This is a genomic window from Chitinophagales bacterium, from assembly GCA_013816805.1.
In the GTDB taxonomy this organism is placed as follows: domain Bacteria; phylum Bacteroidota; class Bacteroidia; order Chitinophagales; family UBA10324; genus MGR-bin340.
Window position 1 is genome coordinate 20,928 of sequence record JACDDS010000003.1, and the last position, 15,237, is coordinate 36,164.

The 15,237-nt window shown below is 40.1% G+C and carries 8 protein-coding genes; 1 reads left to right on the forward strand and 7 read right to left on the reverse strand.

The window, feature by feature from the left end; translation table 11 throughout:
* Positions 1 to 12: 12 nt before the first annotated feature.
* Positions 13 to 1,356: a tetratricopeptide repeat protein gene (locus tag H0W62_02990; GenBank protein ID MBA3647508.1), complete on the reverse strand. Its 1,344-nt coding sequence runs from the start codon at positions 1,354 to 1,356 to the stop codon at positions 13 to 15.
* Between the two features lie 295 nt (positions 1,357 to 1,651).
* On the opposite strand from H0W62_02990, the gene umuD reads away from it, so the two are divergent.
* Positions 1,652 to 2,053, forward strand: coding sequence for a translesion error-prone DNA polymerase V autoproteolytic subunit (gene umuD / locus H0W62_02995; GenBank protein ID MBA3647509.1), 402 nt, complete (start codon positions 1,652 to 1,654; stop codon positions 2,051 to 2,053).
* Between the two features lie 187 nt (positions 2,054 to 2,240).
* On the opposite strand, the gene H0W62_03000 is transcribed toward umuD, so the two are convergent.
* The 6 genes from H0W62_03000 to H0W62_03025 all read right to left on the reverse strand — a co-directional run bounded on the left by H0W62_03000 (position 2,241) and on the right by H0W62_03025 (position 15,178).
* Complete coding sequence (locus H0W62_03000; protein MBA3647510.1) at positions 2,241 to 4,508, reverse strand: T9SS type A sorting domain-containing protein; 2,268 nt, start codon at positions 4,506 to 4,508, stop codon at positions 2,241 to 2,243.
* Between the two features lie 271 nt (positions 4,509 to 4,779).
* The gene (locus H0W62_03005) at positions 4,780 to 6,813 is read right to left on the reverse strand and encodes a DUF4331 family protein (protein ID MBA3647511.1); all 2,034 of its coding nucleotides are present in this window, start codon (positions 6,811 to 6,813) and stop codon (positions 4,780 to 4,782) included.
* A gap of 89 nt (positions 6,814 to 6,902) precedes the next feature.
* Positions 6,903 to 8,651, reverse strand: a complete 1,749-nt coding sequence (locus H0W62_03010; GenBank protein ID MBA3647512.1) for a DUF4331 domain-containing protein — start codon at positions 8,649 to 8,651, stop codon at positions 6,903 to 6,905.
* Between the two features lie 508 nt (positions 8,652 to 9,159).
* Complete coding sequence (locus H0W62_03015; protein ID MBA3647513.1) at positions 9,160 to 9,960, reverse strand: M48 family metallopeptidase; 801 nt, start codon at positions 9,958 to 9,960, stop codon at positions 9,160 to 9,162.
* A 1-nt stretch (position 9,961) separates the two neighbouring features.
* Entirely contained in the window at positions 9,962 to 10,591 is a 630-nt protein-coding gene (plsY, locus tag H0W62_03020) for a glycerol-3-phosphate 1-O-acyltransferase PlsY (protein ID MBA3647514.1), read from the reverse strand.
* Positions 10,592 to 10,708: 117 nt separating this feature from the next.
* A complete protein-coding gene (locus H0W62_03025) occupies positions 10,709 to 15,178 on the reverse strand; it encodes a hypothetical protein (protein ID MBA3647515.1) in 4,470 nt (1,489 codons plus the stop codon).
* Positions 15,179 to 15,237: the final 59 nt, after the last annotated feature.

The following is a 15,237-nucleotide window of genomic DNA, read 5'->3' on the forward strand; positions in this document are numbered from 1 at the left end:
AATAAAATCCAATCAATTTCCCGCCAATGGCATATACGGTGTCGCTTCCGTAATTAAATCCTGGGGTAAATAGGGATTTATAGTAGATGCTCTTTTTATAAGCACTGTTCCTTTCTGAGGATTATTATTTTTTTCATAGATCAGCCCTGCCCTGCACAGCATTACCGCGTTTTGTGAGCCGGTGCGCATTGCTTTTTCAATATAGGGCAATGACTTTGCATATTCACCCCGCTTATAATATACCCAGCTCATCATTTCATTAATCTCGATGTTATCCGGCCTCCGATTGTATTCTATCTCTGCATGTTTCAAAGCCTGATCATTTTGCTTCAGTTTCAGATACGCATAGGCCAATTCTTTATCTGCATAGTGACCTGCATTTGGATCATTATCATTGGAATTTGCCTGAGCATTAAGATCTTTGATTACTTCCTCCATCAGCGAATCAGCCTTTTTTGTTTCATGGTTATCAGTATACAAATCGACCAGTTCATCTCCGAAAGCATTGTCTTTTATCAAAGAGTTGGCTTCTTCATAGTCTTTTATTGCTTCAGCATAGTTCTTTTTGGCGAGCGCAACCCTTCCTAGTCCTGCTATGGCATAAGCATAATTGGGGCGTTCACCAAGGGCAATCTGGTAATGAAGTGAAGCACTATCGAGGTTGCCTGTTATTTCATAGAGCTTTCCCAGATAACAACGTACCCATGCCGTTTGCTCCAAACCAGGATAGCCAGCCTGCACTGCCATTTTCATAGCTGCTGTAGCACCAGGGTAATCACCATAAATTTCCCGTACATAAGAAATTCGTGAATAAGATCGCAGGTCGGGTCGTATGGCGCACATCTTATCCGCCATCATCACGGCACTATCGTACTTTCCAAGTTCAACGTAAGCATCGGTAAGAATGCCATATACCATAGAAGTCATTGGTGCTACCTTTTGTGCCTGTTTCCCAATCTGCAGTCCGGTATCGAAATGATGCTGCGAAAGGTAAGCGGTGGCAAGTGTGGTAAGTGCTTCAATATTATTTGGATCCTTTTGCAGCACCGCATTGAGAATTTTAATTACAGCCGGATCATAATATGCATGGTCACCGGTAATGCGTGCCTCCTGGATATATGCCTGTGCGAGCGTGATCTTCAGCTTAGGGTCATTGGGCTGCTGGCGGATTTTCTCCAGGAGCGCATCAATAGTTTGCCTGGTGTTCGTCCATTCACTGCCCATGCCTATTGCACCGATCCTGTTTTTGAGAGGTGGAATTTCCGGTACAGGTTTTCTAAAAATAAGGATCATCGCTACAAAGAGGACGAGAATGGTAATGGATATGATGTAAAAATTTTTCTTAAGGAATTGCATTTAGATTGGAGTTAAAGAGTTGGCTAATAAACGAAAATTAGGACAAAATGGATTTGCTGAAATATAAGGTCATTAGACCATGTGTTATTAAATAATATTAGACTGTTAGAAGTAGTTGACCATGTACACCATTCCCTTTTAAATATAGGCCATTTTTGACATAAAATGATTGTCATAATCTGAATATTAATCTATGTAGAATTGTCTTTCAAATTAACAAGCTGAAATTTTCATTTTTCTCTTTCAGAAAATTCCGGTTACTTAACCGTCAGCGTATTTGACTATGGTGCAATCAATGCCGGTTAAAATTTTATATTTTCCAGTTGCTGTTTCAGCAGGTTTACCTGCGCTTGTTGCGGATTACATGGAAGAAAGCACGGATCTGAATGAGCTTCTTATCAAAAATCCATCTTCCACATTTCTTGTTAAAATAGAGGGAGAATCCATGGTTGATTTTCACATTCCTCCCTTTTCAAAAGTGCTCGTCGATAGATCCCGGCACCCTTCTTCAGGTGATATTATAGTTGGTGTAATGAATGGAGAATTTATAATTAAGCAGCTATGCATTGCCTATGGAACAGTGATGCTGGTGCCGGGCAATCCCAGGTACAAAACCATTCATGTAACAGAAGAAATGCACTTCTCTGTTTGGGGTGTGGTGACACAAATTTTTATTGACCCTAAAAATATAATCTGAAAATCTGAATTGTCAATGCACTGCTGGCAAACAAACTGCGGTCTGAAAAACCGTGAAGCTAAGCATCACCGTTAGGTAGCTCTTGAATGGTTTAAGTTTGTTGTAATGCTAAGCTTTTGCCCTTAATACAAATGAAAAAGCCGCACTAGAATTGAGGCGGCTTCTCCATTCTTCTTAAATTCGGCCGTTAATGCTGAATTACCAATTGTTTCTTCAATCTTAAGGTATGTGCCTCATCTGTTGCAACTAAGTAATAGATGCCATTAGCAAAATCCGAAACATTCAGGCTGAGGTTGTTTACACCCTGGCTCAGGAGTAAATTATTACTAACCACGATTCTGCCATACTGATCTGTTAACTCTATAGTAACAGATTGGTTATCCTTTGCTGAAATAGAATAATTAAATAAAGCAGCAGCAGGGTTTGGATAAATTCCATTCAACACCACCGTATTCAAATTTTCAATTTTTGGCTGAGAAGATTTAATGGTTTTAACACCTGCCTTATTGCTCTGGTTATCGGTGATATTGGGCACAGTGGTAAAGGAGAATAGAACCGGGTCTTTGCTTCCGTTAATAGTTACTGTTTTACCGGTGCTGGCAGTAGAACTTACATTAACGGTAATAATAAAATACCCATGATCACCTTCGGCTATAGTACGGTTTATACTTAAGGTATAGGTGTGCGGCGCTGCGAACGTGGCAGCTGTTGAATTCAGGAATGATGCCCCCGTGAGATCCGGCGAACTGGGATTAAAGTATACGCTTGCCGTAGTAAGGTCATTCTCGTCATGAGTACCGCTTAATGTGAAGGTTATATTATTCGCTGTTACCGGCTCAGTTACCACCACCATTTTTACGGCATATATAATATTACTGACACTTCCCTGCAGAATATTTCCAGCTGAAATGGATGAAGTAGTTAATGTTACATCAGCCGCCTGTATCTTCTGAGCTTTCGCTTTATTAGACTGCTGATCGTCTACATTCGGCGCAGTGGTAAATCCGAAAATTACAGGGTCAGTGTCTCCGTTTACCTGAACAGTGTGGTTGTCGGTAGCGGTATTACTGACGTTTACCGTAACAATAAAATAGCCGTGATCGCCTGCTGCAATAGTACGATTGATGCTCAAGGTATAGGTGTGCGGCGCTGCGAACGTTGCAGCTGTTGAATTCAGGAAGGATGCGCCGGTAAGATCGGGTGAACTGGGATTGAAGTATACACTTACCGTGGAGAGATCATTGTTATCATGATTTCCACTCAAAGTGAATGTTATATTATTTGCTGTTACAGGCTCGGTGGCTACCGCCATTTTCACTGCATACACAATGACACTGATGGCGCCCTGGTTAACATCATTAGCACCTACGGATGAGGTAGTCAACGTTACATCGGCTGCCTGTATCTTCTGAGCTTTCGCTTTATTAGACTGCTGATCGTCTACATTCGGCGCAGTGGCAAATCCGAAAATTACAGGGTCAGTGTCTCCGTTTACCTGAACAGTGTGGTTGTCGGTAGCGGTATTACTGACGTTTACCGTAACAATAAAATAGCCGTGATCGCCTGCTGCAATAGTACGATTGATGCTCAAGATATAGGTGTGCGGCGCTGCGAATGCGGCAGCTGTTGAATTCAGGAATGATGCGCCGGTAAGATCGGGTGAACTGGGATTGAAGTATACACTTACCGTGGAAAGATCATTGTTATCATGATTTCTACTCAAAGTGAATGTTATATTATTTGCTGTTACAGGCTCAGTGGCTACGGACATCTTTACTGAATATACAATTACGCTTACAGTGCCCTGGTTAACATCCATAGCACTTACTGATGAACTTGTAAGTGTTACATCGGCTGCCTGGATCTTAAAGGCATTCGCCTTATTGGATTGCTGATCGTCTAAGATTACTGAAGCAGTAAATCCAAATATTACCGGATCAGTGGCTCCGTTCACCTGGACGGTATGGTTATCGGTGGCTGTATTGCTTACATTTACCGTAACAATAAAATAGCCGCTGGTGCCAGCGGTCAGTGTTCGGTTAATGCTTAAAGAATAGGTGTGCGGTGCTGCAAACGTGGCTGCCGTGGAATTCAGAAAAGATGCCCCCGTAAGATCCGGAGAGCTGGGATTGAAATAAGCACTTACTGTGGTAAGGTCATTACTGTCATGATTCCCGCTAAGGGTGAATTTAATATTATTCACAGTTACATCAGCCGTTTCCACTTTCATCTTCACGGCATATACAATAACACTGGTGCTGCCCTGGTTGATGTCCCCGCCAGATTCTGATGACGTAGTTAGTGTTACGTCAGCTTTTGCAGCATGAATGTCAGCGTTACAAGATTGATTATTAGTTGATGTGGTTAAGCCAGATACATGAAACGGATAAGCATTTGTTTGCAATACTGTTATGCTTATTAATAGAAGTAATAAAAAGTAAGGTTTTGTTTTCATAATTCTTAGGATTTTTAAGGATTCAGGCTCAAAGATAGCTTTGGATTAATATGTTAGTCAATTACCTGTTTGGGGGATGGGAGGGCTTTTTCTAAAAATGGTTTAGAAGCCTTACAGGAATTCTATGGGTTGAATTGGTATAGAACTTCTCTGCTTAAGCAAAGTTTTCAACTCGATTTGAAAACTTAGCTTTAGATGAACGAAGAGCAGAAATTAAAAAAGCCGTTCCGGTTTCCCGGAACGGCTTCGATTAACCAAAAAACTCCAATCTTTATTTCACATGGTTAATCTTCATTGTTGACATAGTAATTCCATTGTAAGCTATCGTTGCAATGTATATTCCTTCAGGTAAATTATTTACAGTATTCCAGGTAGTCAAATAGTTACCAGCTTTTTTATAGCCATCTTCAACTATTGATACCGTTTTACCGGTAAGATCCACTACTCTGATGGTAACTCTTGCATCACCGCTTAAATGATATTTGAAATTAGTATAGCTGGAAAATGGATTTGGATAGCTCATTGCTACCAATTCAGGTGAACCGATCTCCAATACACCAGCATCTCTTCCGCCAGACATGTAAATTCCATTTGGCCCGCTGCACTTACCAAAACCGCTCCATGGAACCTGAACATAAGGGAAAGAAGAACGCAGGGTAGTATCATTCTTTTCTACGCCAGTAGTGTATCCCAACACTCCTAACAGATCAGGAGTAACCAGGCTTTCACCAATGTTAAAATCATCATATCCCAAACCAATTGCTGCCAGCACAATACCCGAAACTGCCTGCAATTCAATACGCGTGACATCATCTTCAAGACGTCTTCCGTTAGGGAATCCATCCATATTCGGAATGTTTTGAAGGTCAGTATTAGTATTGTATCGTGGGTCTGTTAAACCTAAAACTGCAGCTTGAAGAAGTCCTTCTGTGCTGAAATCAGGGCTGTTTCGCTTTGTTATAGGAACTGCCATATTCAGGCGAAGCATATCACCAAAGGTAGGCAGGAAGTTATTTACAAAGGGTTTACCAGGTGCTAAAGGATTGCCGGAAGGTTTCCCGGTTGCAAGCTGATAAGGTGCCAGGTTAGGTACACCAGTATTAAAAATAGGAAGGATATCAACTGACCGGGGTTGATTTTTGCGGAGCAAATAATCACCATACAAAGCAGGATCCAGAGCTGTTCCTAATGTAGCCGGATCACCATACAGCACAAACAATCCGTCCGCATAATCAGTAAAGTCAACTGTTCCCAATACTGTCTGTGAAGATTCCTGAACACGAAGAGCATCAAAAGCAGGAACTAAGGGCCCAAACTGATCATCATCCATATATAATGCTAACTCCGGATTTGTGAAGTACTTTTCGAAATCACCGTCGTTGTAAGGTGTTTGTGAATTCCAGTAATCCTTATCACCAATAGGGATAATTGCTTCATTTGTTAATGGCATTCCTAAACGGGATACCTGAACATAAGGTAATTGATAGTGGTAACCCGGAGTTCCATCCTCCCGAAGCTTTGCAATTTTCGGACGGGAAGCTGATGCCCATACTCCGATTACATAATCAGGGTCTAGAATACTTCTTGCTCCATTGGAGGATTTGTGATCCATCTGCAACGTTTTAATAGGAATCTTCATGGCGATAACATGCACATTATGACAGGCAACAGCGTCTATCGGTTGATTTACGCCAGTGCCACCTGCCCGAGTATGGGCAAGATCAAAAATTCCACCCAGATCCACAAAAAATGGATCATCAGCTGGACCACAATACACCATTTCTCCACCACGACCTGTTGAGGGAGTGATTGCATCTTTAAAAAGCTTTTCATAGTTGGTTCCCAAACCAACAACCGGATCTTCAATAGAACGAGGACCAATGTTATTAGGAGGAACTACTCCACCAGTAATTATACTTTTAAAGGGCTTTCCTGCACTGCTAACTGAACAATCGTAAGTGGTTTTCAGATTTTGCTTACCAAGACGAATGTTAAAGAAAGTAGTAGGATCTTCATTTGTTTGCTTGAATTTAAAACGATATATGATATCATCACCAGTAGTAGTAGGATTGTTTTTTATATGAATATCGTACGCAATGTTTTCCCCGAAAGAGTAATAATTCGGGCCACCTTGCGGTAATTCAAGAGGAACGTAACCGGCAATAATAGTGATGGAAGTTGTATCGTCCGGACTACGGAATGCGTAAACATCCGTATTATCGGCAAGCGGATCGTTCGAGATCAGCGGTGCCTCACGGTGACTTGATGCCACTACGCAATCGTGCTTTGAACTTGCATAAGTCATAGCCCCGATTACTCCCAGCACCATTCCCGTCTTTAATAATTTGTTTATGATGGATTTCATGTTGTTCGTATATTTTCTGGATTAAAAAATTAGTAGGTGTAATTGTAGTGATAAGCATAACCTTCCCATGGAGTTGCCACGTAGGGGAAAGTAGACTTAAAAGACGCATCGTTACTTTCTACACCGGTTGTATATCCTAACACACTTAACAGGTCAGGAGTCACCAGGCTTTGTCCAATGCCAATGGTATGGTCATCGTATCCCAGACCAATAGCGGCAAGCACTATTCCTGAAACAGCCTGTAATTCAATACGGGTAACATCATCTTCCAATCGTCTTCCGTTCGGGAAACCATCCATGTTAGGAATGTTCTGAATATCCGTAGTGGTATTATAGCGAGGATCCGTTAATCCAAGCACTGCCGCCTGAAGGAGACCTTCAGAACTGAAATCTGAGCTGTTTCTGTCAGTAACAGGAACTGCCATATTCAGGCGCAGCATATCATTAAACGTAGGCAGAAAATTATTGATAAAAGGCTTGCCTGCAGCTAATGGATTACCATCCGGTTTTCCTGTTGCTAATTGATAAGGTGCCAGGTTGGGCACTCCTGTATTAAAAATAGGAAGAATATCTACTGAGCGCGGTTGACCCGGACGAAGCAGATAATCACCATATAAGGCAGGATCAAGAGCCGTTCCCAGGGTAGCAGGATCACCATAAATAACATATAAGCCATCGTGGTAATTTCTGAAGTCTACAGTTCCAAGAACTGTTTGAGAAGCAGACTGAATGCGCAAAGGTTCAAATGCAGGCACAACAGTTCCGAATTGTGAATCATCCATGTAAAGAGCAAGCTCCGGGTTGGTGAAAAATTCTTCAAATTGCTGATCCTTGGTTACATCTGTAAAATTCCATTTGTCTTTTGTTCCGATCGGAATAATTACCTCATTAGTGAGCGGCATACCGAGTCTTGATACCTGTACCCACTGTCCGTTTTCCTGTTTATCACCTGTTTTTTCATCCAGAACAGTTGTCCTTCTTCTGCTGGCAGATGCATATACACCGATCACATAATCGGGATCGAGAATATCTGAAGCTTGGGCCACCCCCTTACCATCTTTTTGTAAAGAAGCTATCGGAATGCTCAATGCAATTACGTGCACATTACGGCCTGCTAAACCATCACGCGGAGCATTAATTCCTGTTCCGCCACTGCCGCGTGTATTTCCTACATCAAAAATACCCCCTAAGTCAACAAAGAAGGGATCATCTGCGGGGCCGCAATAAATAGTCTCTCCTCCGCCATTAGCTCCACCAGCCTTCACGATATCATCCTCAATAAGCTGCTCTTCAGTTTGACCTAATCCGAGCACCGGATCTTCGATAGAACGAGGACCAATATTAGGAGGTGGAACATCACCTTTAGCAATGAGCTGAAAATCTCCTCCATTCATGCTTTTATAGCATTTGAAAGAAGTCTTCAGATTCTGCAGACCAAGGCGTATATTAAAGAAGGTTGTTGAATCCTGATTAACCTTTGAAAAAAGAAAACGATAAGTAATATCGTCATCCTTCGTGTCAGCATTGTTTTTAATGTGAACTTCATAATTAACATTTTCTCCAAAGGAGTAATAATTTGGTCCTCCCATTGGAAGTTCGGCGGGAATATAATTCGCCATTATTACTATTTTAGAACTGTCCTCAGGTGACCGGAATGCATATACATCCGTATTATCAGCCAGAGGGTCATTAGAAATCAGCGGTGCCTCGCGATGGCTTGAGGCAACCAATTGGTCACGTGCACTGCTGAAATACAGGAGACTTCCTATCACCAGCATTACTGCACATACCTTTAAAGTAGTGGTCAGTTTTTGTTTCATGAAAATCAATTTTGTGAGTGAAAAAATTAAACTATCTACGAGCAGAATCCAAGAATGGATTTCCATCCGTGGATTCTTTTCTATTGACAGGGGTAACAAACCTGAATGTCAAAGGTTTAGGATTTACATTTAATATTTTTATCTAAGAACTATATCAAGGGAAGATCAATAAAGGAGTGTTATTGTAAAGTATAGTTAAGGAAAATTATAAATAGTATCTAACTTATCCTTTTTCCGATCTGTCTGAATTAGGTAGGAATAATTTGCTTTTTAATTCAAAATAAACGAAGTTGTATTTTAGTGATTTAGTGACTATGACTCTATTGATCCCGACAGCTAAATGGCGAACTATGAACAGAATCTGGCGGGACATATTCAAGAAATACAAGCATAAAATAGGAATGAGAGAATCCCATTTTAATTCGTTCAATATAAATTTATATGGTGATAATTTCCGGAAGCCAGATCACTTCTTATAATACTTCAATGCTTCAGGCATATACTTTTTTATATCTGCAATACGCCTGTCATCGCTTGGGTGCGTGCTCATAAACTCAGGAGCCTTTCCTCCACCCGACATTTGTTTCATACGTTCCCATAGCCCAATGGCCTCATGCGGGTCATACCCTGCTTTTGCCATCAATACTAAACCTATCTTATCTGCTTCAGATTCCTGAGTGCGTGAAAAAGGTAATAAGGCTCCATATTGGGCTCCCACAGCAAATGCAGTGTTATAAATATTTTGAGTTTCAGCAGGCTTATTAGCTAAAGCTAAACTTAATCCCGCGCCCAATCCCTGGGCTATCAGCTGCTGACTCATGCGCTCATTACCATGCTGAGCCAGGGCGTGACCTACCTCATGGCCTATTACAGCAGCTAATGCTGCTTCTGTCTGCGTAACCGGAAGTAAACCTGAATAAACCGCAATCTTGCCTCCGGGCATACACCATGCATTTACCTCCTTGCTTTCCAGGAGATGATACTCCCAATGAAAATCCTTTACCCTGTCAGCATACTTCATCTCAGTCATTAATTGCTGAGCTGCATCTGAAATTCTCTTTCCCACAGTATTCACAAGGTTCGCTTCAGCGGTTCCGGTGATTACTTTATTTTCTTTCAATACCTGGTTATATTGGGTTAAAGACATGGATTCCAACTCAGATTCAGGCAGGCCATGGATTTGTGTTCTGCCCGTAATAGGCACCTTTTGGCAGGACCATAAAAAAATCAGAAACGAAAAAACTGCAAGTATTTTTTGATTTTTCATGCTATATATTTCTTTTAAATGAAAGTTTGTTTTCCGTCCTATTCAATAATCGTACAATATTTTTTCTATGTGTATAAAAAATGATGCAGGGTATGGCCACAGCGAAAAGTATAACAGGTAATTGATGATAATGATCTACAAAGATTACCACTATGGGAAATAAAGCAGAGGACAGAAGTGAACCAAGAGAAACATATCGCGTTGTCAGAAATATTAACAAAAAAGAAACAATACATAATAAAGCTGCCATCCAAAAAACAGATAGACCGACGCCAAGGAATGTAGCTACTCCCTTACCTCCTTTAAATTTAAGGTAAACGGGAAAAATATGACCCAATGCTGCGGTAATACCTAATGCCAGCTTGTAGTAGATAAAATTATCAGAATGCAGATTTATTCCAACCGGATAATATGCCAGCATTACAGCAGAAACGCCCTTCAGCACATCCATAGCTAACACTATAATGCCAGCCCTTGCACCCAGAACCCGAAATGTATTGGTTGCACCTGCATTTCCGCTTCCAACGTTTCGAACATCTTTATGATAAAACCATTTTCCAATCCATACTGATGAAGGAACGGCACCAATAAGGTAAGCAAGAATGAATACAATAATATATGGAAGCGTCAAAGGCAAATTGAAAACTAAGGTATTAGAGAATCAATACTTTTCAAAATGCGGAGTCCATTAAAGTTTATTTCTAACTGCAGTCTTGGATAAAATGGTATCGGGTTTTTCGACCTGATATTATTTATGAGTTTGTTTGGGAGCCGGCGCAGAGCTTCCGCTCTGTAAAAATTTTATCCGGTTTATGAATGTATTTTTCTTGTTTTCCGAACCCGGATTATATTGATATCCTCCACTTTCATCTGATTTTGCAGTCCTTTTATCCGGTTTAATCTTTTCCAGGGCTGTATTAAATGCTTCATCACCTGATGCAATCTGCATATTTCCTGAAGCATAGTTAAAGAAGTACCAATCGTCCGCTCCGGCAGGAATATACAGGTTCATATAGTCACCACTCCGCTTATAACCAAGTTCAAGATAACCCTTAACTACCTTCGCTACAGATTTATCATTAATGAATGCAATAGAAAAAGGTTTCGTTGAATAAAATGAACGGCTTGTTTTATCCCATTTCATTTCTACGTCTGAAATTAAAATGGTATAAGGCAGTGCCTTACTTTTGGAAAACGAGTTAGTGGATGCAAACTGCTCGTTAAAGCTTTTTTCATTTTTCGCAACAATTAATTCAGCAATGTTTTTTTGAAAAGCATCACTTTGATAGCTCGCTTCGGCAGCATCATAATTACCCTCTATCACATCTTTCGAAAATTTAACTACTAAATCTTTATCAATATCAAACTGAATTCCCAGCATCAGGTTAAATAAAAAATCATTCTTAATAACATCGGTACTCACACTTCCTGCAGCATTTATTTTTACCAATCCGAAGTTTAAGCTCATATCCATCTTACCTTCCGCCGCTACTTTACCGGTAGCGTCACTGTATTTTAACACATTACCTTTAACAGCATTTCTTAAAATTTTATCAGGGTTGCCCGCTATGTATTGCTTCAGTTTTTCATCATAATAAACCATTCCATTTGCTGTAAAAAGGTTCTTATCGCGATAGCTTTTTTTTGCATTAAAAAAGGATGTATAGAGATCGGAAGAATCTGCATCGAATACAATGCCTGCTGTAACGGGTTTATGCGATTCATTCACAGGATCATTAAAATATACATAATTCGAATCTTTTGACACATACCCGTTCACGCTAAACCATTCTGCCCTGATATTCGGATTATTTATATCCAGCTTTGCGTACCCTTTTAATGCAATATCCCTGATGTTCGATACCACATTTACCCGACCCTTGTAACTTATTTTCGGAAGCAATTGAAATTGCATAGCGGTATCTACCCCACCTTTAGCATATATGTGAAGCTGGTGATCGGCAGTATCTTTGAAAATACCCATATCATCAATCCGGATTTTTTGAGGCTTACCCGATCTGTTTATGTAATTATATATGGCAGCTGTTACCTTAAGTTCCCGCCGGCCATAAATGGTAGCTGTAACACTATCAAATTTGTGAAATCCGGAGGCAGTGTCCATCGTAATTTTTGCTTTCGTAAGCGTGCGCATGGCTGCATTTCCTTCAATTGTTATTTTGCCGCTGTCCGGAAAAATCTTAGCATCTGCTACAGTTATGTAAGGCACTTTATTAATTTTCAGAACATATTGCTTCATATCATAAATGGCTCCGCTTCCGGTAAAGCTCAGTGAATCCTGTTCCGGATTTGTGGAAGTGAACAGGGCTGATGAGCCCTGCGGCGCATTAAAAGTCATTTTATTATTGTCCATATCCCATCTGAACTCACTTATAGATGTCCTGTATTGGTTGTAAGGAAAAACGGTAGCAATATCATTAGTGTTAGATTTAAATTCTCCCGTTCTCTTATCAAAATCGATTTTTGCTTTTACATTATTTGTTCGAAGAGAAGGTTGCTTTGGATCTTTTGATTTAATATAAAAGTCTGCTGTATCTGCGCTCATCCTGTTTTTGGCAAAAAGAATATCCCGGGAAGAAAGAATAGCATCAGACCAATCAACCGTTCCGCTACCCCTCATACCGGTTGATCTGAGAACAACCGTACCTTTTAAAGATGATTTCTCATCAAATATTTTAAATGGAATTGAATCCGTCTTTACAATCATGGAATCATGAGAGGGCCTCCACAGAATCGTCCCTTTTGAACCTTTTACATTCGGAAATTCAGTTTTTCCAATCAAAGAAGCAGCAATACTGAATGAATCCGCTTTTGCCAACAGAGAGTCAGGGAGGAATATGATCTCCCGCGACTGTGTGGTAGAGGAAAGAAACTTTATTGTTCCCTTTCCTTTAAGCCCGCTGTTGTTTAAGATGATCTCCTTTGAATAGGAACCTTTTCCCCCATATAGAGGAAGATCCATTTTTGTTATCTTAAAACCCAATGAGAGATCAGGCTGAATAGATACGTGATCTTTTATTTCAGGGAAAATACCTGCAGAGACTAGTTTACCGTCGAATGCAACTTTGGAAACTTGTAGGTTATTCAGGGAATCTAATATGAAAGGATCCAGCTGGAGATAAAACTTAGTTCTCTTGTAAGAACCGTTAAACAATCCGGGATTATCATAATATATATAGGAAGGTTTGGTAGTGGTAATAATTGGAAATTGCGGGTTTTTTTTATGGACTCTTGTGCTGCTTTTTGAATCCACCTGCAACGAGCCGGTAACGTTTTCAATGGTGCTTTTTATGGGGCCTAGTACAGGCTGATGTTTTTCATCAAATTTTCCGGTCGGAATGTTAATTATGAGTGAATCTACTTTGGACAGGTTCATTTGATTGCTGTCATAATTATATTTAAAGCCGCTTCCGTTCATGTCAAGCCACCCGGCAAACATTCTGCCGCTGAAATCTATGTTCCGGTTCTGCTTCATAAGTAGGGAGTCTTTCCGCGGAAAGATGATAACAAAATTGCTGTCACTAAGGGGTATTGAACTTACGCCACCTACTCTGAGGTTTAAATTGCGTAAATCCATTTGCCCGTTCACAGTGTCTGTTTGAGAGCTAAGCTGGATATTGTCATAATTCACCAGCTTTTTGTTGGCGTTTACATAAAAGAAAGCTTTATCCAGCACGGTAACCAATCCGCGCTGTTCATATTTTATAAACCCGTCTTCCACTAATTTGTAATAAATTCCCTTTAATGTTTCTTCTGAATAATTGCCCTCTATTCTTTTGGCCAGGTCACTGGCATCAAATTCACGCTGACCGGATTTTTCAGCAATCGTCTTTATTTTTTCAAGGATATTATAATCTGCCAGGTTCTGATATTTTTCCAGCCTTGATTTATCAAAATAGTTAAAGGATTCGTAGCTCACTGAAGTTTGGCCAGCCGTAGTAAGGTTTCGGATATAAAAGTTCGGTTTACTCATATCCCAAAAAATAACATCTGCGAAAATGTCTGTCTTGTGGTAGAAATCGCGAAAAGGAGTTTTAGCTATTCCGCTTGCCCCTCTTAGCAGAAGAAGCTGGCGCGTTAAAATGTCGTAGCGCATGGTTGCTCCCCCGTGATAAAGTGAATCAGTATTCAGCGTTATATTCACCTCAGCATCCATTGAGCTGATTTTATTATTCTTAATTTCAAAAGCAGTAGAACGGGCAATCAGGCCCACCTTATTATCATACCGTTGTATTTTGATAATTGCCTTTTGATCATTTGTTCCGGATGCGCTCATCGTTGCTCCCTGCAGAGAGATGCCAGCCGTTAGCTGAACATTTGATGCTATGCGTTGAAAGCTTAAGTCTTTTTGGTACGAATCAAATCGAGGATAAGAGGCAGTTTCTTTATTATAATCTGTAAATAATTTATCAGAAAATTTACCAACCACATTTTTTTTACTGAATGAGGAAAAGTTGAGGAGAGCAGAATCAACTACATATTCTGTCTTTGAAAGATCAATTTGATAATTTGTAAAGTTTACATAAACTTCTTCTGCAGGAAGACCTGCACGGGTCCAGTCAACTCTTCCATTTTCGCCGATCCATTTATTATCCAGCGGGTAATAAGTTCCATTTGTTTGCATAATCCGGATGGAATCGCCGGCAGATAGGGCTGATAAATTAATATTAGAAATTGTTAAAACCGGTGTGTCATCCCGTATTTGCAGACTATAGTCTTTTGAGGAAATCTTCCAGAACCTTTCTTGTTTTGCATATAAAATATTTTGTGAAAACAGATTAAGGGAAAAATCCAGAAAAGTCTCATATGACTTGTTACTTCCTGATTTTTGCCTGGTGATGAGAAAAAGTAAAACCGTTTTCCATTGTTGCCATAATTGGTCTGATACTGAATTTTTTTCAATAGTAGCAATTGTATTTATATACTTTACAAAATACGGATAACCAGCCATTCTGCTTGATTGCATAGCAGATGCAATGGCCATGATATCTGATTGCTTATCCTGCGGGAAACTACTCCATACTGCGGCAAAATCATTGGATGTTTGCTTTGCATCATCCCTTTTTGTTTGGTTCAACAGATCATTAATTTCTTTTTGAAAAGCAGAAGGATCGCCGGAGTATGTGGTAGCAGGTTGCGCTATAGAAAAAGAATAGAGAAAGGTGGATACTGCAACAATAAAAATACGAAGCCCCGTCAATGGAATTACTTTCTTCTCAAACGACAGTATCGAATTTAAATTTTTCTATAATGCACTAT

Coding starts and splice junctions, on each gene's coding strand:
- H0W62_02990 (MBA3647508.1), bottom strand. CDS start 1,356: ATGCAATTCCTTAAGAAAAATTTTTACATCATATCCATTACCATTCTC.
- umuD (MBA3647509.1), top strand. CDS start 1,652: ATGCCGGTTAAAATTTTATATTTTCCAGTTGCTGTTTCAGCAGGTTTA.
- H0W62_03000 (MBA3647510.1), bottom strand. CDS start 4,508: ATGAAAACAAAACCTTACTTTTTATTACTTCTATTAATAAGCATAACA.
- H0W62_03005 (MBA3647511.1), bottom strand. CDS start 6,813: ATGACTTATGCAAGTTCAAAGCACGATTGCGTAGTGGCATCAAGTCAC.
- H0W62_03010 (MBA3647512.1), bottom strand. CDS start 8,651: ATGCTGGTGATAGGAAGTCTCCTGTATTTCAGCAGTGCACGTGACCAA.
- H0W62_03015 (MBA3647513.1), bottom strand. CDS start 9,960: ATGAAAAATCAAAAAATACTTGCAGTTTTTTCGTTTCTGATTTTTTTA.